Source organism: Paraburkholderia saeva (assembly GCF_907164555.1).
In the GTDB taxonomy this organism is placed as follows: Bacteria; Pseudomonadota; Gammaproteobacteria; order Burkholderiales; family Burkholderiaceae; genus Paraburkholderia; species Paraburkholderia saeva.
In genome coordinates, this window is record NZ_CAJQZC010000003.1 from 186,018 (window position 1) to 212,322 (window position 26,305).

A 26,305-nucleotide genomic window follows, 5' to 3' on the forward strand; every position below is an offset into this window, starting at 1 on the left:
GTCTGGATCAGTGAGCCGGCTTGAAACCGTACTTCGCGAGCACAGCCTGACCTTCCGGCGACAGCACGTACGCAATGAACGCCTGCGCATCGGCCGCGTGATGGCTGCCTTCGACGAGCGCGATCGGATACGTGACGGGTGTCTGCGTCGGCACGGTCAGCGCCACCTTCACGCGATCGGGCATGATCGCGGCGTCGGTACCGAATACGAAGCCGGCGTCGACTTCGCCGCGCGCGACGTAATCGAGGCTCTGACGCACGTTGGCCGCGAGCACGCTCTTTGCGCTGACGGCGTCCCACACGCCAGCGGCCTTCAGCGCGCCTTCCGTGTAGCGGCCAACCGGTACCGAAGCCGGATCGCCGTAGGCGATGCGTTTGACGTCGGCGGTCGTGAGGTCACGCAGGGTTGCGGGCGCGAACTTGCTGTCCGCCGGCAGGATCAGCACCAGCGAGTTCGCCGCGAAATCCTGGCGCGTCGAAGGCACTACGACTTTCTGTTCAGCAGCCTTGTCCATCGCTTTCTGGTCCGCCGAGGCGAACACGTCGGCGGGCGCGCCCTTCACGATCTGCTGCATCAACACATCGGAGGCGCCGAAATTCATCAGCACTTTCGTGCCCGGATGCTGCTTCTCGAACGCTTCGCCGACCGCCTTGAACGCGTTCGTCAGACTGGCCGCTGCTGAAACCACCAGCTCGTCGGCACGTGCGTTGGTGCAGATCGCGATGGAAACGGCACTCGCAGTGACAAGCGCGTGCCTCAGCAGACGGCGAAGGGAGATCGACATGGGTTCGAAAGTCCGGTGCGAGCCGGAGTGGCGTTGAAAAGCGCTATCGTAATATAGCTTCGGCTATAACGGTGGCGATGCTGATGATATCGGCGCTCACATGCGCCGCGCAGATCGTTACTGGGGGTTACGCGTCGGTCGAGGCAGGCGGGGGAAGCGCCGTGTCGCGCGTGCGCGAGACCGGCGCGGGCTGCCGGTCGTGGCTGGCTTTCCAGCGCGCGCGAACGAACGGGCGCTCATGACCGGAGACCTTGAGCGCGATGTGGGTGACCCAGCGCTGGGTCGGCACGCGGACGTCGTGCAGGCTGACCGTCAGCGCGACGAGGCTCAACGCCACCGCCGCCGCCGAGAGCTGACCCGGTTGCGCGTGCCACGCTGCGCGCACGAACAGCAACGCCGCACCGGCGCCCACGAGGCAGCCTGTGACGGCCTCCGACGGCGAATGCGCGATGAGCACCACGCGAGAAAGCCCGACCGCGATGCCAACGACGAGCCCAAACAGCACGCCGGCGAGGCGGACCGAGCGGCGCGCGGGCAGCAGCATCAGAAAAAGTGCGACGGGATAAACGGCTGTCGAGAGCATGGCGTGGCCGCTGACGCCGGTGAAATCCAGTACACGCACGCCGACACCCCAACCGAGGAACGCGAGCTTGGTCAGCGTGACGACGCCGATCGCCGCGCCCAGCAACCCGAGCCACAAGGCCGCCATGCGCCACGTATAGCCGACCGCCAGCCACAGCGCGATGGCGATCGCGAGCGGCAACGTGAGGCCTGCGCCACCGAGGCTGGTAATCGCAAACCACAAATGAAGAGGCAGATCAGGCATGGCAGCGGCTGCGGCGATGACCGCAAACGAATCCGGCAAAAAATGAGGGCGACTAAGGGAGGAGCGTGCGCTGCCGAACAGACATCGACAACAGGCAGCATCAACGCGCGGTCCGACAGTCGCAAGTATAAAGTGAGAGCGGGTGGTGTGGTCGCGGCATACCGGCATGCGCGACCGGGAGATGGCCAGAGGGGATAGCCGGTGCCCAGCATGGGACGGGAATTGGTGTTATTGTGCATTGCACAACAATCCACTCATTCTGGCCCGGAACGGTCCCTTTTTGCGAGGTTCATCCGATGGCAAAAAGTCTGTCGAAACTGTGGCTGGGCGGTCTCAAGCGACTCATCGCCGCCCAGACGAAGCAAACCCGCGAGTCCCTGAAACGCAGTGCAGCAAGGCCGGCGCGTCCGGTTGCGAAGCCGCCCGCGAAAGTGCGCGTCGCCAAACCGCGGGATCTGCCCCGCGCCGGCGCGCGTGAATCGCGTGTGCGGCCGCGTGCCGCAGCTTGGGCGGGCGGCGACTGGACGCGCTCGTTCCATTCGGCGCCCGTGGCGCCCGGTCGTCTCGTCAATCATCTTTCGTACGGTCTGTATGTCCCATCCGGCCGCTCGCTTGAGGGTATGCCGCTCGTCGTGATGCTGCACGGCTGCAAACAGTCGATCGACGAATTCGCCGAAGGCACGCGCATGAACCTGCTCGCCGACCGTTTTGGCTTTGCGGTGGTCTATCCGGAGCAGTCGAAGCACGTTCATGCCCATCGCTGCTGGCACTGGTACGACGCCGGCGAGCAGGCGGGTGGCGCGGAAGCGCGCGCCGTGGCGTCGCTCGTGGATTCGCTCGTCGCCACTTACCGGCTCGATGGCGAACGCATCTATGTGGCGGGCCTGTCGGCCGGCGCCGGGCTTGCTTCGCTGCTGGCGTTGCAATATCCGGACAGATTCGCCGCGGTTGCGCTGCATTCCGGCCCGGCGATGGGTGAAGCGCGCTCAGGCATTACCGCAATGGACGTCATGCGGCGAGGAACGCGCCAGCAGCCGGTGACGCTCGTCGATGCCGCCGTCGACGTGGACGCCTATCCCGGCATGCCCGCGCTCATTATCCACGGCGACTCCGATCACGTCGTGGCGCCGGAAAATGCCGAGCAGCTGGCGGTCCAGTTCGCGCGCCTGAACGGCGTGCTCGATGCGAGCGGCGCACAGCGAGTCGGTGAGGTACGCGAGGAACGCAAAGCCGGCGTCGTGACACGCGATTACCTCAAGGGCGGCCGTCGCGTGGTGCGTCTGTGCCGCGTGCAGGGCCTCGGACACGCGTGGAGCGGTGGTGACGACGCCGTGCCGTTCCACTCCTCAAAAGGGCCGGATGCCTGTGCATTGATGTGGGAATTTTTCCGCTATCAGCGCCGCACGGCCGATGCCGCGCCAGCCCGCGCGCCCTTGCAGACTGCGGCTGCACGACAGGCGTAGTGCGCGTCCAACGGTCGCAGCAGGTAAACATGGCGAATGATCAGGGTTTTCCCTATAATAGGGGTTATCCACTAGGACAAAACCCTAGATTATTTTCCGGAGTTGACCATGTACCTGCTGAGCCGCCTGTTCCTCTTCCTCACGAAATCGCCCGACCAGATCGCCAAGGAATACAACGACGAGTACCTCGCCGAAGCCACCGATCTGCACGACCTCGAATTCCGCATGCGCAAGCTGGATCGCGAAGCGAATCGCCGTCAGCCGTCGTGGATGAGCCAGCACTAATCTGCATGTCGTACCGGGCTTCGTGCCTGTAGTAAAAAAGTTTTGCCGCAGTATCAGGTCACTTTCCGAAGCGGGCCAGCGTGCGCTGACGCGCTTCGGCATGGTTGATCAGCGGTGACGGATAGTCTTTCCCCAACGTCACTCCCCATTCTTTCAGCTGTCCGGCATCCGCCAGCCATGGCGCGTGGATCCACTTCGTGGGCACATTGGACAGCTCTGGCAGATATCGCCTGATGAACCGGCCCTGCGGGTCGAACTTCTCCGACTGTGTCACCGGATTGAAGATCCGGAACCAGGGTTGCGCGTCGCATCCAGTCGATGCCGCCCACTGCCATCCACCGTTATTCGCCGAAAAATCGTAGTCGTTCAGCAACCTGGCGAAATAGCGCTCTCCCCGTCGCCAGTCGATTCCCAGATCCTTCACCAGGAAGCTGGCCGTGACCATCCGCAGCCGGTTGTGCATGTAGCCGGTCTGATTGATCTGCGCCATCGCCGCATCGATCAGCGGGTAGCCCGTGCGACCGCTGCACCAGGCGGCGAACGCTTCGTCCGCTTCGCGTCCTGTTTCCCAGTGCAGCCGGTCGTATTCCACCTTGAACGACGCACCTTCCGCGAGCCGCGGGTTGTGATACAGGATCTGAAAGTAGAAGTCCCGCCAGATCAGTTCGGAAAGCCAGGTCGCCGCACCCTGCCCGTCTGGCTGGAGCGAGCGCCCGTGCGCCATGCGTGCCAGCGTGCGGATCGACACCGTGCCGAAGCGCAGATGCACGGATAGATAGCTCGGCCCTTTGGCTGCTGGAAAGTCGCGCCGCTCGCCGTAACCGTCGATGCGTGTCTCAAAGTCAGCCAGCAGCCGCTGTGCCCCGCTCATGCCGGCGGGCAGATCGAGTTCGGCCAGATTGCTCTGCGCGAAGCCCAGCGCCGCCAACGAAGGCATCGGGCGATCCAGTTTTCCGGGCGGCGTAGCGAGATGTTTGATGTAGCGATTGACGGGATACGGCTCAAGGTCGAACAGCGTCAGCTGTTTGAGCCAGGCGTTCCGGTATGGCGTGAAGACCGTGAACGGCTTCTTCTGGCCGGTGAGCAATTCGTCGGCTTCGAAGACGACCTGATCCTTGAACGTCAGCAACTGGCGGCCGGCGTTGATCAACCGCTCGCGAACGGTCAGGTCGCGCCCGATTGCCGTGGGATCGTAGTCGTGATTCGTGAACACGGCCTGCGCGTCGAGTTGCACGGCCAGTTCGGGAATGCAGGTGCGTGGATCGCCGTGCAGCACGATGAGGCCGCCGCCTGCGCGGCGCAGCGACGCGTCCAGTTCGACGAGCGAAGTGAGGATGAATTCCACGCGCCGGTCCTGCGGGGCCACGCCGGGATGCATGGCGCGCCAGTCATCGATCAGCGGCTGCAGGATCGTCGTGTCGAAAACGAACACGCACCAGACGCGCCTGCAATGTTTGAGCGCGTAAAAGAGCGCGGCATTGTCCGAGTCGCGCAGGTCGCGACGGAACCAGACGAGACCGGTGTCGAACGTGTCGTCGATGCGATAGATGGAGGTCATGTGCAGACAATTCTGGAGCGCGCTCGCCGGCTGACGAACGCGAGACCCGCTGACCATACCATTGAAGCTGAACGGCGCGCAGCCGGTCGGCAGCGCCTTTCGGGCGCCGCGCCGGCAACGCGTGCGATTCTGCTACTGCATACTGCTGCAGCGTGATGCGGCGCTCAGACGATCTGCAGGCGTACAACCACGTTGTTACGTGTTGCGTTCGAATACGGGCATACTTCATGGGCCGCATCGACGAGTTCACGTGCAGCATCCGCGGCGAGGCCCGGCAGCGAAACGCGCAGCTCGATATCGAGCGCGAAGCCACCCTTGTCGTTCGGGCCGACACCGACTTCTGCCGTGACGGTCGTATCCGCGGGGACAGCCTGTTTGCGCTGACCTGCGACGAATTTCATCGCGCTTAGAAAACACGCCGAATAGCCGGCAGCGAACAGTTGCTCCGGGTTCGTGCCTTCTGCACCGTTGCCGCCAAGTTCGCGCGGCGTGGTCAGTTTCACGTCCAGCACCTTGTCCGACGATACCGCGCGGCCTTCACGTCCACCGTTGCTCGTTGCCGTTGCCTTGTAAAGTACGCTCATGGTGTTGCTCCTTGAAAGTAGATGCCATGCTTCGGGTGGCGGTTGCCATCGCGCTGGCATGTCGACAAGATAGTACACTAATCATTAGTGTGCAAATTAATGTTGAGATTTTTCGAAGCGTCCCCACGCGGCGGCCGGCTAGCTTTCGTTGTGGTCGTTGAGCGTGGTGCGCAGTCGGGTCAGGTCGTCGCGCAGTTTGAGGAGGAAATCCGGGGTTTGCTGCGTGGCGCAGAAGATTTCGCCCGGCACTTCACGGCCGGCGCGTTTGAGCGCCGTGCCCGCCTTCGTGAGCCGGATATAGACGAGCCGCTCGTCGCTCACGCCGCGTGCGCGTTCGATATAGCCTTGTGCTTCGAGACGCTTGAGTAGCGGCGTGACCGTCGCCGAATCGAGGTTCAGGCGGGCGGCCATATCCTTGACCGTGATGTCGTCGGATTCCCAGAGCACCAGCATGGCCAGGTACTGCGGATAGGTCAGACCGAGTCGTTCGAGGATAGGCTTATACGCTTTCGTCATCGCAAGCGAGGTCGAATAGAGCGCGAAGCAAAGCTGCTCATCGAGCGTGAAGGGGAAAGCCGGGCGCTGGGTCATGGTGCTTACCGTCCAGAGAATGCGTGCAAATCGATCGCGCGCAAATCATTGTGCACCAATCGCGAATCGCGTGCGAGCGGCCTGGGTCGCACGGGGCGTCGCGTGCTGGCGAGGCCGGGGCCTGAATCGGCGCGCCGCGGGACGCAGTCTTTAGCGGACTGCGCGCTGCCGCGGCGGGACTTCAGGCGGCGGGCGTGGTAGGAGAGTCCGGCGTTTCCGGCGACTGAACGCCGAAGCAGCCGCGATACGTCGCGTAGAAGGAGCAGTACAGCATGGTTGTGACGACGATCGTCGCCGGCATCATCACGACGAACGCATATTCCGCTGCGCCGAGCGCCTGCATCAGCGCGGACAGCCCCAGCGAAACGGTGATCGCCAGGGCGAACCACAACGCGCCAAAGACGATGAACGCGCCGCGATTGCGCCAGCAGCTCACGAGGCTGAAGAACATCGCCTTCACCGGTGGCACTTCGTGCCACGTAATCAGAATGGGCGAAAACCAGAACAACATCGCTACCGGAATATAGAACCCGAGCGCCGCGAGAATGCCGAGCGGCATGTCGCTGTTGACGAGCGCCTCCGGCTCCATGGACGCGGTACCCAGCATCACTTTCAGCAGGATGCCGCCGTCGGCGAGCGCCGAGCCGGCCAGCACGAGCGCCATCGCAATCACATACAGGATGCCGAGCAACGCGAGCCGCTTCGCGACCGTACTTCCGTACGAGCGGAAACCGTCGATGAGGATTGTCGGAAACACAGGCTTGCCGGCGATTGTGTCACGACACGCCGCCATGAAGCCGACCGCCACGCCCGGAATGAACGCGAGCGGCAGAAACCCGCCAATGACGGGAATCTGCGAGATCAGCATCATGGCGAGCAGATACGTGAAGAACAGCGTCAGGAACGCGAGAGGATTCTTGCGGAACAGCCAGATACCCTGCCGGAACCAGACGTAGCCGGTCTTCGCGGGAACTTCGATCAGTTGCATGGAGTGTGGATGCCTGGAAGTGCAACGCCGGACAGGCGCTCACGAAGAATGCGTTCAAATTGGCCGGGATCGTGCGGCTTCAGCATTTCAGCTGCACGTGGCATGTAAAAGTCGTAAAGGCGCGAGACCCAGAAGCGGTACGCGCCCGCGCGCAGCATGTCGCCCCAGTGACGGTTTTCCTGCACCGTGAACGGACGCACGGTCTGGTACGCACGCAGCATTGCCTCGACGCGCGACATGTCGAGCGCGCCCGTCGCGAGATCCGTGCACCAGTCGTTCACGGTCACGGCGACGTCGAACAGCCACTTGTCGCAGCCGGCAAAGTAGAAATCGAAGAAGCCGCCAAGACGGACTTCATGCCCGCTTTCGGGCGCGGCGTGGGCGAACAGCACGTTGTCGCGGAACAGGTCGCAGTGGCACGGACCTTCGGGCATCGCGGCGTAGTCTTCCGATGCGAAGAACGCCTGCTGGTGGGCAAGTTCCGCGCTCAACAGTTCGCGTTGCGCGCCGCTCAGGAACGGCAGCACCGTCGGTACGGTTTCCTGCCACCAGTTGAGGCTGCGCAGGTTCGGCTGATGGTTCGGGAAATCGCGCCCGGCAAGGTGCATGCGCGCCAGCATCTGGCCGACTTCGATGCAGTGTTCCTCGCGCGGTGCGAGTTCCGGTGCGCCCTCGAGACGCGTGACAATCGCCGCGGGCTTGCCGTGCAGCAGACCGAAGAGCGCGCCATCATCGCGCGGCATCGGGTCCGGCACGGGCACCTTATGCGCAGCCAGGTGGCGCATCAGATCCAGATAGAACGGCAGCTGTTCCGATGTCAGTTTTTCGAAAATCGTGAGGACGTATTCGCCGCGCGTCGTCGTCAGAAAGAAATTGCTGTTTTCAATGCCGGACTGGATGCCGCGAAAATCGACGGCTTCGCCGAGATCGTAGTGACGCAGCCAGTGAGCGAGTTGGGTGTCGGTGACAGCAGTGAAGACGGCCATGCGGGAACGGTGGGTTCAGGTTGGTCGGACTGGCGCGTCTGGCCAGTGCATTCAGAACGACGGAAGACGGATCCGGAAGCCGGCGCGCACGACGTACATCACGCGCGCCATCGAGGCATGCAGGCAGCGCACACGCGCCGCCGCAGCACGATCAATAATGCAGGTTGACCGACGGCAGCCGCGTGCTGGCGCGACCGTTGTCACGCACCTGCGGCGACGTGTCGAGCGGTGCGCTCATCTGATAGCGCGTGCCGAAGTTCGAATGCACGTCGATTTCGACCGGCTTGCCTTTGTCGCGGTATTCGGTGATTTCGGTGCCGTTGCCACTGCGTTCGTAGTAGCTCGGCGTGCGCGGCTGGTTGATGTCCACCTTGGAACTGACTTCTGCGGCTGGACGGTTGATTGCCTCCAGATCCGGCAAACCGGCCCGTTCGTTGGCGGCGTGGGCCTCGGCGGCAGCCTGGGCGTCGACGGCAGGCTGCGCGGCCATCGCGACGCCGCTAAAGGCGAGCGTCAGCGCAACGGCGACGGGAAGGAGCGGCTTCATGGTAATTCTCCGGGTAGGTACCCCGATTCTAGCAAATCCGGCCTGCCAGAAGGGCGTGACCGCCTTATTTTGCGCTGCTTTCGCGACCGCCGCCGGGTTTTTCAACACCCTTGCCACGTGCGGGTTGCCACATCTGGACGCGTAATTTCCGTGGTAATGTCGTCTCATCAAATGAGGCGATGAACATGAACAACGACACGAACCCGCGCACCGTGCAGACGCCCGCCAGCGACTTCCCGACCGAGTCATTCGAAGACGCCACCGAAGCGGTTACGCGCCTGTCTGCCATTTACGAAGCCAACACATCGTTCCTGCGCGACGCGTTCGCGCGCTATCGCCGCAACGAGCCGTTCGAGCGTCGCGCGCGTGCGTGCTATCCGTTCGTGCGCATCCGCACCGAGGTCAATACACACATCGATTCGCGCCGCTCTTACGGTTTTGTAGCCGGCCCGGGCAGCTTTGAAACGACCGTTACACGCCCGGATCTGTTCGGCAACTACTATCGCGAACAGCTTCGCCTGCTGACGAAGAACCATCATGTCGCAATCGAAGTCGGCGTATCGCAGCATCCCATTCCGATTCACTTCGCGTTTGCCGAAGGCATTCATCTGGAAGGCGACCTCGATCGCGACCGGCTGCTCGCGATGCGCGATGTATTCGACACACCCGATCTCGCGCTGCTCGACGATCGCATCGTGAACGGCACCTATGAGCCGCCGCCGGGCGAGCCGCATCCGCTTGCGCTCTTCACGGCGGCGCGCGTCGATTTCTCGCTGCATCGCCTGAAGCATTACACCGCGACTTCGCCCACGCACGTGCAGAATTACGTGCTGTACACGAACTATCAGTTCTATATCGACGAGTTCGTGAAGCTCGGCCGCACGATGATGGCCGCCACCGACGACGAAGACCTGCGCGCGTATCGCAGCGAGTACACGTCGTTTGTCGAGCCGGGCGACGTGGTCACGTACAACGCGAATATCGGCGAGCAGCAGGACGAGGGCAATGCGCCACCGCGTCTGCCGCAGATGCCCGCGTACCACCTGAAGCGTGCCGACGGCAGCGGCATCACGATGATCAACATCGGCGTCGGGCCTTCGAACGCGAAGACGATTACCGATCATATCGCCGTGCTGCGTCCGCATGCATGGATCATGCTCGGCCACTGCGCCGGTCTGCGCAACACGCAGCGGCTTGGCGACTACGTGCTGGCGCACGGCTATGTGCGCGAAGATCACGTACTCGACGACGATCTGCCGCTCTGGGTGCCGATTCCCGCGCTCGCCGAAGTGCAGGTCGCGCTCGAACGTGCGGTTGCCGAAGTCACGAAGCTCGAAGGCATCGAACTCAAGCGCGTGATGCGCACGGGTACGGTGGCGAGCGTCGACAACCGTAACTGGGAACTGCGCGATCACCGTGAACCGGTGCTGCGCCTGTCGCAAAGCCGCGCAATTGCACTCGATATGGAAAGCGCGACGATCGCGGCGAATGGCTTCCGGTTTCGCGTGCCGTATGGCACGTTGCTGTGCGTATCTGACAAGCCGCTGCACGGCGAACTGAAATTGCCCGGCATGGCGGACCAGTTCTATCGCGGACAGGTCGACCAGCATCTGCAGATCGGCGTGAAGGCGATGGAGATTCTGCGCACGAACGGTCTGCATCGACTGCACAGTCGCAAACTGCGCAGCTTCGCCGAGGTCGCGTTCCAGTAACGCAGTATTCTGCGCAGTTTCCTGCGCGGAATACATGCGGTCTAGAACTGGCCGAAGCCTGCCAGCCCGATCAGGCTGCCGGCCGCCAGCAACCACAACGGATGGATGCGTGTGCGCCACGCGAGCACGGCGCACGCGCCAGTCGTTGCCCACGCGATCCACGACGTATCCGACGCCTGCGCGATCAGCACGGCACTCGCCGCGACGATGCCTGCGGTCACAGGCACCAGCGCCTTTTGCACGATCGCGCGCCACGGGCGGTCCCTGAAGCGCTCCCACGCCTGCAACGCCAGGATCGTCACGATCGAAGACGGCCCGAACTTCGCAATCGACGCGACCAGCATGCCCGCCCATCCGGCAACGTGCCAGCCGACGAGCGTCACCACCATCAGGTTCGGGCCCGGCGCGGCCTGCGCGAGCGCGAACAGTGCACTGAATTCGCTGGCCGGCATCCAGTGATGCACGTCGACGACCTGTCGCTGCATCTCGGGAAGAATCGTATTGCCGCCGCCGAACGCAAGCAGCGAAAGCTGCCCGAAAATGACGGCGAGTGAGATGAGGGTATCGGTCATCGTGTGGCCCTCACGGCGACAGCGATGCTCAACGCCGTGAGCGCGAGCATCGTGGGTAGCAGTGGAAATCGCATGATCGCAATCGCGATGAAGCCAAGCGCAGCGATCGTCGCCGCAGCCGGATTGTGTCGCAGCGGCAGCAGGATTTTGAGCGCCATCGCGACGAGAAGCCCGGCAGCAGCAGCGGCGAGTCCCGCGAAAAGATGCTTCACGTGCGGGTCGTTCTGCGTGTGTTCGTACAGCACGCCGAGTGCGATCACCACGAACGAAGGCACCGCGATCAGGCCGAGCAGGGCGGCCAGCGCGCCTGACAGACCCTGATATCGCATACCGATCGCGACTGAAAGGTTAATGACATTTCCGCCCGGCAGAAACTGGCAGAGGCCCAGCAAGTCGGTGAATTCGGCGGCCGTGAGCCAGTGCCGCTGTTCGACGACGATGCGTCGCGCGTGCGGCAGCGCGCCGCCAAACGAAACGAATCCGAGGTTGAGAAAGCCGAGGAACAGGGCGACGAGGCCTGGCGCCGGCGCGGGGCGGGTGACGGCGGTGTCGTGATTCATGTGCAGTTGCGGGTGAGGTCTGAAGCTGTCGAGGTTATCGCGCTTCATCCGTGGCGCAAAACGATTTTTCGGGCGTCCCCTTGTGACCTAGAATCACAAGCATGGCCCGTGAACTTCCTCCTTTTTCTGCGCTTCGTGCATTTGAAGCTGCCGCGCGGCATGAAACCTTTACCGCCGCCGCAGACGAACTGCATGTGACGCACGGTGCAATAAGCCGTCAGGTCGCTGCGTTCGAGGCGTGGGTCGGCGTGCAGGTATTTCATCGCAACGGCAAGCGCGTTCGACTCACTGAAGACGGACGCCGTTACCTTGCCACCGTGCAGGCCGCGTTCGACAGCATTGCAATCGCGACCGGGCAGCTTCGCGATACGGGCGTCGTGCATGTGCTGCGCGTCAACGCGCTACCGACGTTCGCGATGAAGTGGCTGTTGCCCCGCCTGAACCAGTTTCAGCGTATGGCGCCGAACGTGGAGTTGCGTCTCGCGACGTCGAATGCGCCCATTGAAACGCTGGAGAACTTCGATGTCGCCGTGCGACGCGGACCGGCGCACTGGGCTAACTGCGCAAGCGGCCACTTTCTGGACGAGACGGAAGCGCCGGTGTGCAGTCCGGCATTGCTGCAACGCTCACCAATCAATGTCGCCGACGATCTCGCGAAGCATGTGCTGCTGCATTCGGATACGCGGCCTGACGCATGGCGCAACTGGCTCGCCGCCGCGGGTGTCAAGGCGAAGTGCCGCAAGAAGCAGTCGTTCGATCACTTCTATCTGGCATTGCAGGCTGCGGTGGATGGTCTTGGCGTCGCGCTTGGGCCGTTGCAGTTGTTGTCGGAGGAGCTGGCGTCAGGCCGCCTCGTATTACCGTTCGACGGCCCGCGCATCGATGCGCGCGGTTACTGGTGGGTCGCGCGGCGCGAGGTGGCAGAAGTGCCGCTCGTCGCGCAGTTCTGCCGCTGGCTCGAATCGCAGGCCGGACCTGTGTGACTCGCGGTTCAGGCAACGCAGTAACGAGGCGGGCGGCGCGTGGCCGCCCGTCGACGTCACAGATAGAACATGCGGTCTTCGTCCGACTTCGCTGGCGGCTGTTCGCCCTCGTCGCGATCTTCATAGAACGCGAGCACGGCTTCGAGCACCTGTTCAGGTTCGTCGATCACCTGCATCAGGTTCATGTCGTCGGGATTGATGAGGCCCATCGGCACGAGCGAGTCCTTGAACCAGGCAAGCAGGCCTTTCCAGAACTCGCCGCCGACGAGAATGATCGGCACGTGACGCGACTTCTTCGTCTGGATCAGCGTGAGCACTTCGGCCAGTTCGTCCAGCGTGCCGAACCCGCCCGGCATCACGATCACCGCGTCCGAGTTCTTCACGAACGTGACCTTGCGCGTGAAGAAGTGACGGAAGCGCAGCGAGATGTCCTGCCACTGGTTGCCCGATTGCTCGTGCGGCAACTCGATGTTCAGGCCGACCGAAGGCGCCTTGCCCGCATGCGCGCCTTTATTGGCCGCTTCCATGATGCCGGGGCCACCGCCGGAGATCACGGCGAAGCCCGCATCGGACAGTTTTCGCGCGATCTGCGTGGCGAGTTTGTAGTAGGGCGAGTTCGGTTTCAGGCGCGCTGAACCATAGATGCTGACAGCCGGGCGGATCTCCGAGAGGTACTCGGTCGCCTCGATAAACTCTGCCATAATCGTGAACATCTGCCACGATGCGCGGGCCTTCTTGGCTGTCGCGCGCTCTTGATCTGCGAGCGATCGCAGACTCGGAATCACTTTTCTTTTGTTCATAATGCCCGAAGAACGAGTCCTTGAAACTGATCGGAATACCAGGCTGGTAACTGGGCTGGAAGGTAAGACCCTGCTACTGGTAGACGGTTCGAGTTATCTGTACCGAGCCTACCATGCGATGCCTGATCTGCGTGGCCCTGACGGCGGACCTACGGGTGCGCTGTACGGCATGATCAATATGCTTCGCCGCATGCGCAAGGAAGTTACGGCAGAGTATAGCGCGTGCGTGTTCGATGCCAAGGGCAAAACGTTTCGCGACGACTGGTATCCGGACTACAAGGCGAATCGTCCTTCGATGCCCGACGACCTGTCGAAGCAGATCGAGCCGATTCATGTCGCGGTGCGCGCGCTGGGCTGGCCGCTGTTGATGATCGAAGGCGTCGAAGCCGACGACGTGATCGGCACGCTCTGCTGTGCCGCTGAAAAACACGGCATGAACGTGATCGTCTCGACGGGCGATAAAGACCTGGCGCAACTCGTAACGGATCATGTCACCCTCATCAACACGATGACGAACGAGACGCTCGACCGCGCGGGCGTGCTCGCGAAGTTCGGCGTGCCGCCGGAGCGGATCGTCGATTATCTGTCGTTGATCGGCGATACCGTCGACAACGTGCCTGGCGTCGAGAAGTGCGGCCCGAAAACAGCCATCAAATGGCTCACGCAATACGAAACGCTCGATGGCATCGTCGCACATGCGGACGAAATCAAAGGTGCGGTAGGAGACAATCTGCGTCGGGCGCTCGATTTTCTGCCGATGGCGAGAAAGCTCGTCACGGTGGATACGAACTGCGATCTGGCGGAGCATCTGGTGTCGATCGCCGAAACGTTGCCGTCGCGCCCGGAATCGCGCGAGGAACTGCGCGACGTGTTCACGCGTCACGGCTTCAAGACATGGCTGCGCGAAGTGGAAATTGCCGACGCGGTGGAAGGTCCCGAGACCGACGTGCCGCCCGCGCCCACCATCGAGGCACCGGGCGAGCGCGAATACGACACGGTGCAGACGTGGGAACAGTTCGACGCGTGGCTCGCAAAGATCGACGCCGCTGACCTCACCGCGTTCGACACCGAAACCACGTCACTCGATCCGATGACGGCGCAACTCGTCGGGTTGTCGGTGTCGGTCGAACCCGGCAAGGCCGCCTATATTCCAGTCGCACATCGCGGGCCGGATGCGCCCGTGCAGCTGCCGCGCGACGAAGTGCTCGCGAAACTCAAGCCGTGGCTCGAAAGCGCCGACAAAAAGAAGGTCGGCCAGCATCTGAAGTACGACGAGCAGGTGCTCGCGAACTATGGCATCGAGATGAACGGCATCGAGCACGACACGTTGCTGCAGTCGTATGTGCTGGAATCGCATCGTCCGCACGACATGGACAACCTGGCGCTGCGCCATCTCGGTCTGAAGACGATCAAGTACGAAGAAGTAGCCGGCAAGGGCGCGAGCCAGATCGGTTTCGATGAAGTCGCGCTCGACAAGGCCGCCGAATATGCCGCCGAAGACGCGGATATCACGCTGCGTCTTCACCAGGCACTGTATCCGCAGGTCGCCGCAGAGAAAGATCTCGACCACGTGTATCGCGCGATCGAACTGCCCACCTCCCGTGTTTTACGCAAGATGGAACGCACGGGCGTGCTGATCGACGCGGAAAAGCTGCGCGTGCAGAGCGGCCAGATCGCGACGCGTCTCATCGAGCTCGAAACGGAAGCATATGTGCTCGCTGGGGGTGAATTCAATCTGGGCTCGCCGAAGCAGATCGGCCAGATCTTCTTTGAGAAGCTGGAATTGCCGGTCGTGAAGAAAACGCCGAGCGGGGCACCTTCTACGGACGAAGAAGTGCTGCAGAAGCTCGCTGAAGACTATCCGTTGCCGAAGATCCTGCTCGAACATCGCGGGCTGTCGAAGCTGAAATCGACGTACACCGACAAGCTGCCGCGCATGGTGAACGCGCAGACGGGGCGTGTGCATACGAACTATGCGCAGGCCGTGGCTGTCACGGGGCGGCTCGCGTCGAACGATCCGAATCTGCAGAACATTCCGGTTCGCACAGTCGAAGGCCGTCGTATTCGTGAAGCGTTTATCGCGAAGCCGGGACACAAGCTCGTGTCAGCCGACTATTCACAGATCGAGTTGCGCATCATGGCGCACATCTCCGGCGACGAATCGTTGCTGCGCGCGTTCGCGCAGGGCGAGGACATCCACCGGGCGACCGCGGCCGAAGTGTTCACGGTGACGCCGATCGAAGTCTCGAACGACCAGCGCCGCATTGCGAAGGTGATCAACTTCGGTCTGATCTATGGGATGAGTTCGTTCGGCCTCGCGTCGAACCTCGGCATCACACGCGACGCCGCGAAGCTGTATATCGACCGCTATTTCCAGCGTTATCCGGGCGTCGCGCGCTATATGGACGAAACGCGTTTAAGCGCAAAGTCGAAGGGTTATGTCGAAACGGTGTTCGGGCGTCGTCTCTGGCTGCCGGAGATCAACGGGGGCAACGGCCCGCGCCGTCAGGCTGCCGAGCGTGCGGCGATTAACGCGCCGATGCAGGGCACCGCAGCGGATCTCATCAAACTTTCGATGATCGCCGTGCAGGACTGGATCGAGCAGTCGAAGATCGGTACGCGCATGATCATGCAGGTTCACGATGAACTGATCCTCGAAGTACCGGACAGCGAACTCTCTGAAGTGCGCAAGCGCTTGCCCGAACTCATGTGCGGCGTGGCCGAGCTGAAGGTGCCACTCGTCGCCGAGGTAGGCGCTGGCGCGAACTGGGAAGAAGCGCACTGATCATTCGCTCGCCTTAACACGCTTTGGCGTTTGCGCACGACGATATCGTCGTGCGCATGTCACACATGCGTTTTGATGGCTTGTGACAAAGCGCATTGCTCGCAGACAATCGGTAATGGACGGCATGTTGATCGCAACATGCGCCGTTCGCGACGCACAACCCCCGGTTAGCACGGAGAGTCTCGATGCATCGTTTCATTATCGTTGGCGGCGGCGCAGGTGGCCTCGAACTGGCGACACGTCTGGGTGACCGCTATGCATCGCCCAGCAGCCGGCACCCGGCGAAGGCGCAGGTGACGCTGGTCGATCGCTATCCCACGCATATCTGGAAGCCGCTGCTGCATGAAGTGGCGGCGGGCAGCATGGATCCGTTCACGCAGGAACTCGAATACGCCGCGCAGGCGCGCTGGCATGGCTTCGAGTTCCAGCAGGGCGAGCTGGCCGGCATCGACCGTGCGGCGAAACGCATCACGCTCTCGGCCGTCCTTGACGACGATGGCGCCGAACTCCTTCCCCCGCGCGACCTGGAATACGACACGCTGATCATCGCGATTGGCAGCACGACGGCGTTCTTCGGCGTGACGGGTGCGCCCGAATATTCGCTTGCGCTCGATACCGTGGGCCAGGCGGAGCGCTTTCGCAAGCGTCTCATTGCGGCTTGCATGCGCGCTGAGCATCAGGTGCATGAACGCGTGGAATCCGGGCCGGGCACTTCGCCTTCCACGGAGCCGCGCATTCAGGTGGCAATTGTCGGTGGCGGCGCGACGGGCGTGGAATTGTCGGCGGAACTGCGCAATACGGCGCAGGTGTTGTCGGCGTATGGCCTGCACAAGCTCGATCCGCGTCATGACGTCGGTATCGTCCTGATCGAGGCGGGCCCACGGATTCTGCCCGCATTGCAGGAACGTGTTTCGACGGCCACGGCGGAACTGCTCACGCGGCTGGGCGTAAAAGTCATGATCGGCGAGACGGTTGCTGAAGTGGCTCCCGGTATCGTGCGAACGGCGAGCGGCAAGACGATTCGCGCCGATCTGACCGTATGGGCCGCCGGCATCAAGGCGCCGCCCATCCTCGGCGAACTGGATGGCCTGCCGGTGAACCGGCTGGGTCAGCTCGCCGTGCGTCGCACGCTGCAAACGGAAACCGACGACAACATTTTCGCACTCGGCGATTGCGCGGCATGCGCGTGGCCGGGCAACGAGCGCAACGTGCCGCCGCGCGCGCAGGCGGCGCACCAGCAGGCGAGCTTTCTGATGAAGTCGTTTGCCGCGCGCCTCGAGAATCGCCCGTTGCCGGAGTTCACCTATCGCGATTTCGGCTCGCTGGTGTCGCTCGGACATTTCAGCGCGGTCGGCAACCTGATGGGGGGGGTGATCGGCGGCAACATGCTGATCGAAGGGCTTTTCGCGCGCTTCATGTACATGTCGCTCTATCGTCTGCATATTGCCGCGCTGCACGGCTATCCGCGCATGGTGCTCGACACGTTCGCGCACTGGCTGCGCCGCTCGACGCTGCCCCGCGTCAAGCTTCACTGAGGTCTGACGGGTTCCACGAATGGTTCGGCGGCTTCTGCAGCAAGGTGGGCGACAGTTGTATCCTGTCGCCTTTCCCTCGCTGTTCACTTGCCGTTCCATTGCCGTTCATCCGAAAGGAGCTCGCATGCTGAAGCCCGATGTCGACAGTCTGGTGCCTCACGTCCCCTTCGATCGCCGCACCTTCATCAAAGCCGCACTCGGTACCGGTTTCGCTGCCGCTGTCATGCCGGTCTCCGCGCAAACCATCCATACCGGTGACGAAGGGCTCGAAGCCGGTGAAATTGCAGTGCGTTCGGGCGGCACGATCGTACCGGCGTATCGCGCGCAGCCGAAGGGCAAGACGCATCTGCCGGTGATCATTGTGATCCATGAGATTTTCGGCGTGCACGAGCATATCGCCGACGTCTGTCGCCGCTTTGCCAAGGCCGGCTACCTTGCGATCGCGCCCAACCTGTACGAACGGGAAGGCGACCCGACGGCGTACACGTCGATCCAGCAGATCAGCGAGAACATCGCGAGCAAGGTGCCGGACGAGCAGGTCATGAGCGATCTCGACGCAACCGTCGCATGGGCGGGTGAACACGGTGGCGACCTTAAGCGCGTTGGCATCAACGGCTTCTGCTGGGGTGGCCGGATTGCGTGGCTCTATGCGGAACACAATCCGCGTCTGAAGGCGGCGGTCGTGTGGTACGGACGCGTGGTTGGCACACCGAATGCCGCGCAGCCGACGAATCCGCTCGATCGCGTCGGCGACCTGCGCGTACCGGTGCTGGGGCTCTTCGGGCTGCAGGACACGAGCATTCCGCAGGACACGCTCGACAAGATGAAAGCGGCGATTGCCCAGGGGCCCGAGTCGGCGCGCGGATCGCAGATCGTGGTCTATGACGATGCGGGGCACGCGTTTTTTGCGGACTACCGGCCGAGCTATCGCAAGGCTGATGCGGAAGATGGCTGGCGCCGTGCATTAGCCTGGTTCAGGCAGCACGGCGTCGCCTGACAGGCCGCCGTACGGCAACAATCCGCGAAAAAGCGCGATTGCTCCGGAGCAATCGCGCTTCACGCTTTGGTTAAGGATTCGCGCCCGTTGCCACGGGCCGCGACGGATCGGCGACCCACTCGCTCCACGAACCGCCATACAGCGATGCGCCGTGCAAACCGGCAATTTCCATCGCCAGCAGGTTGTGACAGGCCGTCACACCCGAGCCGCATTGCAGTACGACACGGTCGGGTGCCGTCGCGGGCAGCAGCGCGCCGAACTCCTCGCGCAGTGAATGCGCCGGCTTGAAGCGGCCGTCGGCCGTGAGGTTGTCCTTGAAGAAGCGGTTCAGCGCGCCGGGAATGTGGCCGCCGACAGGGTCGATCGTTTCGTTTTCGCCGCGATACCGGTCGGGCGCACGGGCGTCGACCACCATCAGTTCACGCGAAATCAGGTTGCGCTGGATCGCCTGCGCGTCGGTCGTCACCGCCAGCGGCGCGCCGGCCGTGAAATTACCCTTCGTTGTTGCCGGCACATCCTTCGTCAGCGGTTGACCCGCCGCCTGCCAGGCCTCGAGGCCGCCGTCGAGTACCGCGACCGAATCGTGCCCGACCCAGCGCAGCAGCCACCACAGACGCGCGGCGTACATCCCGCCCTGAGCGTCGTATGCGACGACCTGCTTGCCGTTCGTGAGTCCGTGCGCGGCGAATGTTTCGACGAGCTTCGCGCGATCCGGTAGTGGATGGCGTCCGTTGGTGCCCGTCTTTGGCCCGGACAGGTCGCGATCGAGATGCAGATACTGCGCGCCGGGGATGTGTCCTTCGGCATAGGCCGTTTCGCCCGCGGCCGTATCGGCGAGATCGAAGCGGCAATCGAAGACCAGCACGCTGTCCGGCGCGGCGGCTAGCCGTTCCGCAAGATTCGTGGCGGATATGAGCGTGGTGTAGTGAGTGTGGGGCATGACAGCTCCTGAGACTGGCGATTCCGGCGCGGCCGGCTGACGTTTCTAGTCTAAACAAAAAAAGACGGGCCGAAGCCCGTCTTTCCGTCGATTCGCGTAGCGTAGCCCGAAGGCCGGCCGTTCGTCATATCGCGCCGAGTTCGCGGCGCACGAATTCGTGGAAGTGCTGCATGCCATCTTCCATCGGGCTCTGATACGGGCCGACCTGCGATTCTCCGCGTTCCATCAGCGCACGACGCCCGGCGTCCATGCGTTCGGCGATTTCATCGTCTTCGCGGGCCGTTTCCATATAGGCGGCGCGCTCGGCTTCAACGAATTCACGTTCGAAGAGCGCGATTTCTTCAGGGTAATAGAACTCGACGACATTCGTGGTTTTCTGCGGACCGCGCGGAATCAGCCACGACACGACCAGCACGTGCGGATACCACTCGATCATGATGCCCGGGTAGTACACCATCCAGATCGCGCCGAATTCCGGCGGCGTGCCGTTACGGAAGCGCAGCACCTCGTCGTGCCACTTGCGGTACGTCGGGCTGCCCGGTTGCTCCAGATCCTTGTGGACGCCGACCGTCTGCACGCTATACCACTCGCCGAATTCCCACGTCAGGTCGTCGCACGAGACGAAGCTGCCAAGACCCGGATGGAACGGCGCGACGTGGTAATCCTCCAGATAGACCTCGATGAAGGTCTTCCAGTTGTAGTTGCACTCGTGGACTTCGACGTGGTCGAACATGAAGCCCGAAAAGTCGAAATGCTGTTTTGTGCCGAGCCGCGCCAGATCTTTCGCGACGTCGCGCCCCTGCGACTCGAACAGCAGGCCCTGCCAGTTCTGTAGCGGCGTGGCGCCGAGATTCAGGCAGGGATTGTCAGCAAAATGGGGGGCGCCGAGGAGTTGACCGTTCAGGTCATACGTCCAGCGATGCAGGGGGCAGACGATGTTCTCCGCCTGGCCGCGGCCGTTGAGCATGATCGCCTGGCGGTGGCGGCAGACGTTCGACAGCAGTTCGACCCGCGACTGCTGGTTACGGACGAGCACGCGCCCCTCGCTCTCGCTGGGCAAGGCAAAATAATTCCCCGCTTCGGGCACCATGAGATCGTGGCCGATGTAACGAGGACCTTTCCTGAAAAGGGTGTCGATTTCGCGCGTAAGAAGCGCTTCGTCAAAGTAAGCCGTGACTGGCAACTGGCTGTGAACAGACTTCAGCTGCAATGCATTGCTCAGATTGGACATTCCCACTCCCGATGAAAACGTGAAAGCAGTGAACAACCCAACCATCGAAGATTCGATTTAGGGAGCCCGCAATTATACCCGTTTCCCCTTTCATGGGGCGCTTAAGTGCCTGATTTGGGTCAAAATTGTTACGAAACCTGCCGATTTTGCCGTGCAGTCGACCGCTTTTTTTCTATTGGGTGCAAGCTGTCGGCTGGTTGACGTGCGGGGGCGATCAGGTCGGGTTTTGCGCTTTTGCCGTAGAATGTCCGACTTGTTTTAATTTTGCGACGACCCATGGCGAAGACCGCACCGAACGACACCGCTGCAGCATCTGCGCAGGACGCAAGCGGCGTGCCGCTGCCTGAAAACTACGAGGCAGCGGTGGCGGAACTGGAAGGCCTTGTCGGTCGCATGGAAGGCGGCAGTCTGAGCCTCGAGGAATCGCTGTCCGCCTACCGGCGTGGCGCGGCACTCGTGGCCTTCTGCCAGCAACAACTGGAAAAGGTCGAGCAGCAGGTTCGCGTTCTCGATGGCGAGACGCTCAAGCCCCTGCCGACGAACGCCGCAGGCACAGCCGCTGGGGAGAGCGGAGACGACCTATGACTTTCGAACAATGGATGCGCTCGGTACTCGATCGCGTCGAGACGGCACTCGATCATTACCTGCCGGCACAAACGACCGAACCCGCCACGCTTCACGAAGCGATGCGCTATGCCGTGCTGGGCGGCGGCAAGCGGGTGCGTCCGCTGCTCGTGCATGCGGCCGGCGAACTGACGGATGCGCGTCCCGAATGCCTCGATGCGGCGGCGTGCGCGCTCGAAATGATCCACGTCTATTCGCTCGTGCACGACGACATGCCGTGCATGGACGACGATGCATTGCGTCGCGGCAAGCCCACGGTACACGTCCAGTATGACGAACCGACGGCACTCCTCGTCGGCGACGCACTCCAGTCGCAGGCTTTCGTCACGCTGACGGACGCCGTAGTAGCCCCTCTTCAGCAGGCGGCGCTGGTGCGCGAACTGGCGCTCGCGAGCGGCTCGATCGGCATGGCCGGCGGCCAGGCGATCGATCTGGCGAGCGTCGGCCACACGCTGACGCGTGCGCAGCTCGAAACGATGCACCGCATGAAGACGGGCGCGCTGCTGCGCGCTTCGGTACGCATGGGCGCGCTGGCGGGCACGACGCCGTCGGCGGATGCAATGAACTCGCTGGATGTATATGCAGCAGCTGTGGGCCTGGCGTTTCAGGTCGTCGATGACATTCTCGATGTGACGACCGATTCCGCCACGCTCGGTAAAACCGCCGGTAAGGACGCGAAGGACGGCAAGCCGACCTACGTGTCGATTATCGGGCTCGACGCGTCGCGTGCGCTTGCCGCACAGCTGCGCACGGACGCCCATAACGCGCTCGCGCCATTCGGCGCGCGCGCGCAGCGTCTGGCCGAGCTCGCTGACCTGGTCGTTGACCGGGTGAGTTAAAAACGCGAAAGCCCGCCGCCGCGCACGATTTACTCCCGGTGCGCGTTACGAAGTGCGGGCGCGTAAGTTTTCCTACAATGGAACGACGATGTACGACTTGCTGAAAACCATCGACGACCCGGCAGCCTTGCGCCGCCTCGATCGCCGCCAATTGCAACCGCTCGCAGACGAGCTGCGTGCCTTCGTGCTCGACAGCGTCTCGAAGACGGGCGGCCACCTGTCGTCCAATCTCGGGACGGTCGAACTGACCATCGCGCTGCATTACGTGTTCGACACGCCGCGCGATCGCATCGTCTGGGACGTCGGTCATCAGACCTATCCGCACAAGATCCTGACGGGGCGCCGCGACCAGATGCATTCGCTGCGTCAGCAAGGCGGCATCTCGGGTTTCCCGAAGCGCGACGAGTCGGAATACGACACGTTCGGCACGGCCCACTCGAGCACGTCGATTTCGGCTGCGCTCGGCATGGCGATCGCGAGCAAGCTGCAGGGCGACAACCGCATGGGCATCGCCGTGATCGGCGACGGCGCGATGACGGCCGGCATGGCGTTCGAAGCGATGAACAATGCGGGCGTCGAAGACGACGTGCCGCTTCTCGTCATCCTGAACGACAACGACATGTCGATTTCGCCGCCGGTCGGCGCGCTGAACCGCCATCTGGCGCGTCTGATGTCGGGCCGCTTCTACGCCGCCGCGCGCGCGGGCGTCGAGCGTGTTCTGCGCGTTGCGCCGCCGATGCTCGATCTCGCCCGCAAGCTCGAAGAGCACGCGAAGGGCATGATCGTGCCGGCCACGCTTTTCGAAGAATTCGGCTTCAACTACATCGGTCCGATCGACGGTCACGATCTCGATTCGCTGATCCCGACGCTGCAGAACATCAAGGAACTGCGCGGCCCGCAATTCCTGCACGTCGTGACGAAGAAGGGCCAGGGCTACAAGCTCGCCGAAGCGGATCCGGTGCTGTATCACGGCCCGGGCAAGTTCAATCCGGCCGAAGGTATCAAGCCGTCCGCCACGCCCGCCAAAAAGACCTACACGCAGGTGTTCGGCGAATGGCTGTGCGACGCGGCCGAGCTCGACGCACGTGTCGTCGGCATCACGCCGGCCATGCGTGAAGGCTCCGGCATGGTGGAGTTCGAGAAGCGCTTCCCCGATCGCTATTTCGACGTCGGCATCGCCGAGCAGCACGCGGTGACGTTCGCGGGCGGTCTGGCCGCGGACGGCATGAAGCCGGTCGTCGCGATCTATTCGACGTTCCTGCAACGCGCATACGACCAGCTGATCCACGACGTCGCGCTGCAGAACCTGCCGGTGGTCTTCGCGATCGACCGCGCGGGCCTCGTCGGCGCCGATGGCGCGACGCATGCGGGTGCATACGATATCGCGTTCATGCGCTGCATCCCGAACATGACGGTGATGACGCCTTCGGACGAAAACGAGTCCCGTCAGATGCTGTACACGGCGCTGCAACAGCCGAATCCGACGGCCGTGCGTTATCCGCGTGGCGCGGGCACGGGCGTGGCGACCGTCAGGCAGATGGCCGCGATTCCGCTCGGCAAGGGCGAGATCCGTCGCGAGACGTCGCAGCCGGCCGGCAAGCGGATTGCAATTCTGGCGTTCGGCACGATGGTCGCGCCTTCGCTCGTGGCTGCCGAAGAGATCGACGCCACCGTCGCGAACATGCGTTTCGTGAAGCCGCTCGACGCCGAACTGGTTCGCAAGCTCGCCGAAACGCACGATGCGATCGTTACGGTCGAGGAAGGCTGTGTGATGGGCGGCGCGGGCTCGGCCTGCGTGGAAGCCCTCCTTGAGAGCGGGGTTATCAGGCCCGTTCTACAATTGGGTCTGCCTGACCGTTTCATCGATCACGGCGATCCGGCGAAACTGCTGTCGCAATGTGGTCTCGATGGCGCGGGCATCGCGAAGTCGATCCGCGAGCGCTTCCTGGATCACGCCGCCGGCAAATCGGTCAAGCGCGTCGCGTGATACGGCTGCCGTCCTGAGACGGCGATTTCCCTTCAGACGAACCGGCGGGCCACGCGGCCCGTCGCGCAGCGCCGGCGGCTTGCCGGCGTATGCGGTTGCGCGAATCGATGCGTGCAACCCGCGAGGACAAGAATATGAATCAGATGAATCCCGCTTTCGTGATGCCTGACGTGCAGAGTACTGTCGATACGCGTCAGATCGCGATCCAGCGCGTGGGCGTGAAAGCAGTGCGCTATCCGCTGACCGTGCGCACGTCGCGCGGCGACGCCCAGCCGACGATCGGCACGTGGAACCTCGACGTTCATCTGCCGGCGGAAGTCAAAGGCACCCACATGTCCCGCTTCGTCGCGCTGCTCGAAGAGAACGGGGCACCGCTCGACACGGCCGCGTTCCGCGCGATGCTGGCAGCGATGCTGGAAAAACTCGAAGCCGAAGCAGGCCGCATCGAGGTGTCGTTTGCCTACTTCGTGAACAAGACCGCGCCGGTGTCGGGTGTCGAAAGCCTGCTCGATTACGATGTGACGCTGACGGGCGAGGTGCGCAATGGTGCGACGCGTCTCTTCCTGAAAGTGCTGGTGCCGGTCACGAGCCTGTGCCCGTGCTCGAAGAAGATCTCGCAGTACGGCGCACACAACCAGCGCTCGCACGTGACGATCAACGTCGAGCTCGCGGATGATGTGCCGGTGGAAGACCTGATCCGTATCGCGGAAGAAGAAGCATCGTGCGAACTGTGGGGCTTGCTGAAGCGCCCCGACGAGAAGTTCGTCACCGAGCGGGCCTACGAAAATCCAAAATTTGTCGAAGACCTGGTGCGCGATGTGGCGCAACGTCTGAACGCGGATGCACGGATCGTCGCGTACGTGCTCGAAGCCGAGAATTTCGAGTCGATCCACAATCACAGCGCGTATGCGTTGATCGAGAACGACAAGCGCGCCGCGCGATAAGTCGATAAGCATCGCGCCTGCGCTGAATGACAGAACGGCCGCTGATGCGGCCGTTTTTGCTTGTGCTGCGCGTTGCGAGCGGCGGCGTTACTGACGGGCCAGCGACGCCAGATCCCAGCGCGGCTTCACGGTGAACGCATAGTCCTTGCCCGCCTGTTCGGGCCAGCGCTGCAGACGCAACGCGCCCGCGAGCGCGATCATCGCGCCGTTATCGGTGCAGAGCGCAAGATCCGGATAGTGCACTTCGAAGCCGCGCTTTTTCGCGGCGGCCGAGAGCGCCTCGCGCAGTTGCCGGTTCGCGCCGACGCCGCCTGCCACGACGAGCCGCTTGAGCTTCGTCTGCCTGAGCGCCGCCAGCGATTTCGCCGCGAGCACATCAACGGCCGCATCGACGAAACCGCGCGCCAGGTCCGCCTTGGCCTGCTCGCAGATGTTGGCGCCGCCCAGCTTTTTCGTGTGCGTCAGGACCGCGGTTTTCAGGCCGCTGAAACTGAAGTCGAGGTCGCCGGAATGCAGCATCGGGCGCGGCAGCGAAACCGCGCCCGGCGTGCCGAACTCGGCCATGCGCGACACTTCCGGTCCGCCCGGATAGCCGAGGCCGAGCAGCTTTGCGGTTTTATCGAAGGCTTCGCCCGCGGCGTCGTCGAGCGTTTCGCCCAGCGTTTCGTACTCGCCGACGTCAGTCACGCGCATCAACTGCGTATGTCCGCCCGACACCAGCAGCGCGACGAACGGAAACGGCGGCGGTTCGTCCACCAGCAGCGGCGAGAGCAGATGCCCTTCGAGATGGTGAATGCCGATCGTCGGGCGATCCCACGCCATCGCGAGCGCGTTGGCGATGCTCGCGCCGACCAGCAGCGCGCCGGCGAGCCCCGGCCCCTGGGTATAGGCGATCGCATCGATTTCGGTACGCGCCGTGCCGGCCCGTTCGAGCACCTCTTCGAGGAGCGGCAGCGCGCGACGGATGTGGTCGCGCGAAGCCAGTTCCGGCACGACGCCGCCGTATTCGCGATGCATGGCGATCTGCGAATGCAGCGCGTGCGCGAGGAGGCCGCGCTCTGTGTCGTGGAGCGCGAGACCAGTTTCGTCGCAGGAGCTTTCGATGCCGAGAACGAGCATGATTCGGGGGGAGTGGCCGGGCGCCGCGAAGGCGTCCGAAAGGTAAAGGCAAGCCTCAAAGTATA

General features: G+C 63.0%; 25 protein-coding genes. 11 read left to right on the forward strand and 14 right to left on the reverse strand.

Annotated features, from left to right (window positions below):
• Nucleotides 1-7: 7 nt before the first annotated feature.
• Both modA and LPA36_RS08985 read right to left on the reverse strand, forming a co-directional pair.
• Complete coding sequence (gene modA / locus LPA36_RS08980; protein ID WP_228875805.1) at nucleotides 8-784, reverse strand: molybdate ABC transporter substrate-binding protein; 777 nt, start codon at nucleotides 782-784, stop codon at nucleotides 8-10.
• A 127-nt stretch (nucleotides 785-911) separates the two neighbouring features.
• The gene (locus LPA36_RS08985) at nucleotides 912-1,610 is read right to left on the reverse strand and encodes a phosphatase PAP2 family protein (RefSeq protein WP_228875806.1); all 699 of its coding nucleotides are present in this window, start codon (nucleotides 1,608-1,610) and stop codon (nucleotides 912-914) included.
• A gap of 296 nt (nucleotides 1,611-1,906) precedes the next feature.
• Between LPA36_RS08985 and LPA36_RS08990 the strand changes: the two genes are divergently transcribed.
• Nucleotides 1,907-3,073, forward strand: coding sequence for an extracellular catalytic domain type 1 short-chain-length polyhydroxyalkanoate depolymerase (locus LPA36_RS08990; protein WP_228875807.1), 1,167 nt, complete (start codon nucleotides 1,907-1,909; stop codon nucleotides 3,071-3,073).
• A 108-nt stretch (nucleotides 3,074-3,181) separates the two neighbouring features.
• Nucleotides 3,182-3,358, forward strand: coding sequence for a DUF3563 family protein (locus LPA36_RS08995; RefSeq protein WP_228875808.1), 177 nt, complete (start codon nucleotides 3,182-3,184; stop codon nucleotides 3,356-3,358).
• Between the two features lie 58 nt (nucleotides 3,359-3,416).
• Here the strand turns inward: LPA36_RS08995 and LPA36_RS09000 are convergent, their stop codons facing one another.
• From LPA36_RS09000 to LPA36_RS09025, 6 genes are all read right to left on the reverse strand, one after another.
• Nucleotides 3,417-4,916 carry a cryptochrome/photolyase family protein gene (locus LPA36_RS09000; protein ID WP_228875809.1) on the reverse strand — a complete coding sequence of 500 codons (1,500 nt, stop codon included), beginning with the start codon at nucleotides 4,914-4,916 and terminating at the stop codon, nucleotides 3,417-3,419.
• 164 nt (nucleotides 4,917-5,080) lie between these two features.
• The gene (locus LPA36_RS09005; protein WP_228875810.1) at nucleotides 5,081-5,500 is read right to left on the reverse strand and encodes an organic hydroperoxide resistance protein; all 420 of its coding nucleotides are present in this window, start codon (nucleotides 5,498-5,500) and stop codon (nucleotides 5,081-5,083) included.
• Nucleotides 5,501-5,638: 138 nt separating this feature from the next.
• Nucleotides 5,639-6,091, reverse strand: coding sequence for a MarR family winged helix-turn-helix transcriptional regulator (locus LPA36_RS09010; protein ID WP_228875811.1), 453 nt, complete (start codon nucleotides 6,089-6,091; stop codon nucleotides 5,639-5,641).
• Nucleotides 6,092-6,272: 181 nt separating this feature from the next.
• Complete coding sequence (locus tag LPA36_RS09015; RefSeq protein WP_228875812.1) at nucleotides 6,273-7,079, reverse strand: BPSS1780 family membrane protein; 807 nt, start codon at nucleotides 7,077-7,079, stop codon at nucleotides 6,273-6,275.
• Entirely contained in the window at nucleotides 7,070-8,065 is a 996-nt protein-coding gene (locus LPA36_RS09020; RefSeq protein ID WP_228875813.1) for a homoserine kinase, read from the reverse strand. Before LPA36_RS09020 ends, LPA36_RS09015 begins: the two co-directional genes overlap by 10 nt.
• Before the next feature lie 151 nt (nucleotides 8,066-8,216).
• Nucleotides 8,217-8,612, reverse strand: coding sequence for a hypothetical protein (locus LPA36_RS09025; protein WP_228875814.1), 396 nt, complete (start codon nucleotides 8,610-8,612; stop codon nucleotides 8,217-8,219).
• A gap of 185 nt (nucleotides 8,613-8,797) precedes the next feature.
• On the opposite strand from LPA36_RS09025, the gene LPA36_RS09030 reads away from it, so the two are divergent.
• Complete coding sequence (locus LPA36_RS09030; RefSeq protein ID WP_228875815.1) at nucleotides 8,798-10,324, forward strand: AMP nucleosidase; 1,527 nt, start codon at nucleotides 8,798-8,800, stop codon at nucleotides 10,322-10,324.
• 41 nt (nucleotides 10,325-10,365) lie between these two features.
• Here LPA36_RS09030 and LPA36_RS09035 read toward each other — a convergent pair whose 3' ends face one another.
• Both LPA36_RS09035 and LPA36_RS09040 read right to left on the reverse strand, forming a co-directional pair.
• Complete coding sequence (locus LPA36_RS09035) at nucleotides 10,366-10,896, reverse strand: chromate transporter (RefSeq protein WP_228875816.1); 531 nt, start codon at nucleotides 10,894-10,896, stop codon at nucleotides 10,366-10,368.
• Nucleotides 10,893-11,456: a chromate transporter gene (locus LPA36_RS09040; protein WP_228876502.1), complete on the reverse strand. Its 564-nt coding sequence runs from the start codon at nucleotides 11,454-11,456 to the stop codon at nucleotides 10,893-10,895. The genes LPA36_RS09035 and LPA36_RS09040 overlap by 4 nt, the downstream gene beginning before the upstream one ends.
• A gap of 101 nt (nucleotides 11,457-11,557) precedes the next feature.
• On the opposite strand from LPA36_RS09040, the gene LPA36_RS09045 reads away from it, so the two are divergent.
• Nucleotides 11,558-12,439, forward strand: coding sequence for a transcriptional regulator GcvA (locus tag LPA36_RS09045; RefSeq protein ID WP_228875817.1), 882 nt, complete (start codon nucleotides 11,558-11,560; stop codon nucleotides 12,437-12,439).
• Nucleotides 12,440-12,495: 56 nt separating this feature from the next.
• On the opposite strand, the gene LPA36_RS09050 is transcribed toward LPA36_RS09045, so the two are convergent.
• Entirely contained in the window at nucleotides 12,496-13,239 is a 744-nt protein-coding gene (locus LPA36_RS09050) for an LOG family protein (RefSeq protein WP_228875818.1), read from the reverse strand.
• Between the two features lies 1 nt (nucleotide 13,240).
• Between LPA36_RS09050 and polA the strand changes: the two genes are divergently transcribed.
• The 3 genes from polA to LPA36_RS09065 all read left to right on the forward strand — a co-directional run bounded on the left by polA (nucleotide 13,241) and on the right by LPA36_RS09065 (nucleotide 18,556).
• The gene (gene polA, locus LPA36_RS09055; protein WP_228875819.1) at nucleotides 13,241-16,024 is read left to right on the forward strand and encodes a DNA polymerase I; all 2,784 of its coding nucleotides are present in this window, start codon (nucleotides 13,241-13,243) and stop codon (nucleotides 16,022-16,024) included.
• 185 nt (nucleotides 16,025-16,209) lie between these two features.
• Complete coding sequence (locus LPA36_RS09060) at nucleotides 16,210-17,559, forward strand: NAD(P)/FAD-dependent oxidoreductase (RefSeq protein ID WP_228875820.1); 1,350 nt, start codon at nucleotides 16,210-16,212, stop codon at nucleotides 17,557-17,559.
• Between the two features lie 124 nt (nucleotides 17,560-17,683).
• On the forward strand, nucleotides 17,684-18,556 hold the full coding sequence (locus tag LPA36_RS09065) for a dienelactone hydrolase family protein (protein ID WP_228875821.1): 873 nt from the start codon (nucleotides 17,684-17,686) through the stop codon (nucleotides 18,554-18,556).
• 70 nt (nucleotides 18,557-18,626) lie between these two features.
• Here LPA36_RS09065 and LPA36_RS09070 read toward each other — a convergent pair whose 3' ends face one another.
• Nucleotides 18,627-19,496, reverse strand: a complete 870-nt coding sequence (locus LPA36_RS09070; protein WP_228875822.1) for a sulfurtransferase — start codon at nucleotides 19,494-19,496, stop codon at nucleotides 18,627-18,629.
• Between the two features lie 124 nt (nucleotides 19,497-19,620).
• The gene (locus tag LPA36_RS09075; RefSeq protein ID WP_228875823.1) at nucleotides 19,621-20,727 is read right to left on the reverse strand and encodes an aromatic ring-hydroxylating oxygenase subunit alpha; all 1,107 of its coding nucleotides are present in this window, start codon (nucleotides 20,725-20,727) and stop codon (nucleotides 19,621-19,623) included.
• Between the two features lie 276 nt (nucleotides 20,728-21,003).
• On the opposite strand from LPA36_RS09075, the gene LPA36_RS09080 reads away from it, so the two are divergent.
• The 4 genes from LPA36_RS09080 to folE2 all read left to right on the forward strand — a co-directional run bounded on the left by LPA36_RS09080 (nucleotide 21,004) and on the right by folE2 (nucleotide 25,121).
• Entirely contained in the window at nucleotides 21,004-21,312 is a 309-nt protein-coding gene (locus LPA36_RS09080) for an exodeoxyribonuclease VII small subunit (RefSeq protein WP_228875824.1), read from the forward strand.
• On the forward strand, nucleotides 21,309-22,190 hold the full coding sequence (locus LPA36_RS09085; RefSeq protein ID WP_228875825.1) for a polyprenyl synthetase family protein: 882 nt from the start codon (nucleotides 21,309-21,311) through the stop codon (nucleotides 22,188-22,190). The genes LPA36_RS09080 and LPA36_RS09085 overlap by 4 nt, the downstream gene beginning before the upstream one ends.
• 88 nt (nucleotides 22,191-22,278) lie before the next feature.
• On the forward strand, nucleotides 22,279-24,177 hold the full coding sequence (gene dxs, locus LPA36_RS09090) for a 1-deoxy-D-xylulose-5-phosphate synthase (protein WP_228875826.1): 1,899 nt from the start codon (nucleotides 22,279-22,281) through the stop codon (nucleotides 24,175-24,177).
• 134 nt (nucleotides 24,178-24,311) lie between these two features.
• Nucleotides 24,312-25,121: a GTP cyclohydrolase FolE2 gene (gene folE2, locus LPA36_RS09095; protein ID WP_228875827.1), complete on the forward strand. Its 810-nt coding sequence runs from the start codon at nucleotides 24,312-24,314 to the stop codon at nucleotides 25,119-25,121.
• 87 nt (nucleotides 25,122-25,208) lie between these two features.
• On the opposite strand, the gene tsaD is transcribed toward folE2, so the two are convergent.
• Nucleotides 25,209-26,240: a tRNA (adenosine(37)-N6)-threonylcarbamoyltransferase complex transferase subunit TsaD gene (tsaD, locus tag LPA36_RS09100; protein WP_228875828.1), complete on the reverse strand. Its 1,032-nt coding sequence runs from the start codon at nucleotides 26,238-26,240 to the stop codon at nucleotides 25,209-25,211.
• Nucleotides 26,241-26,305 lie beyond the last annotated feature (65 nt).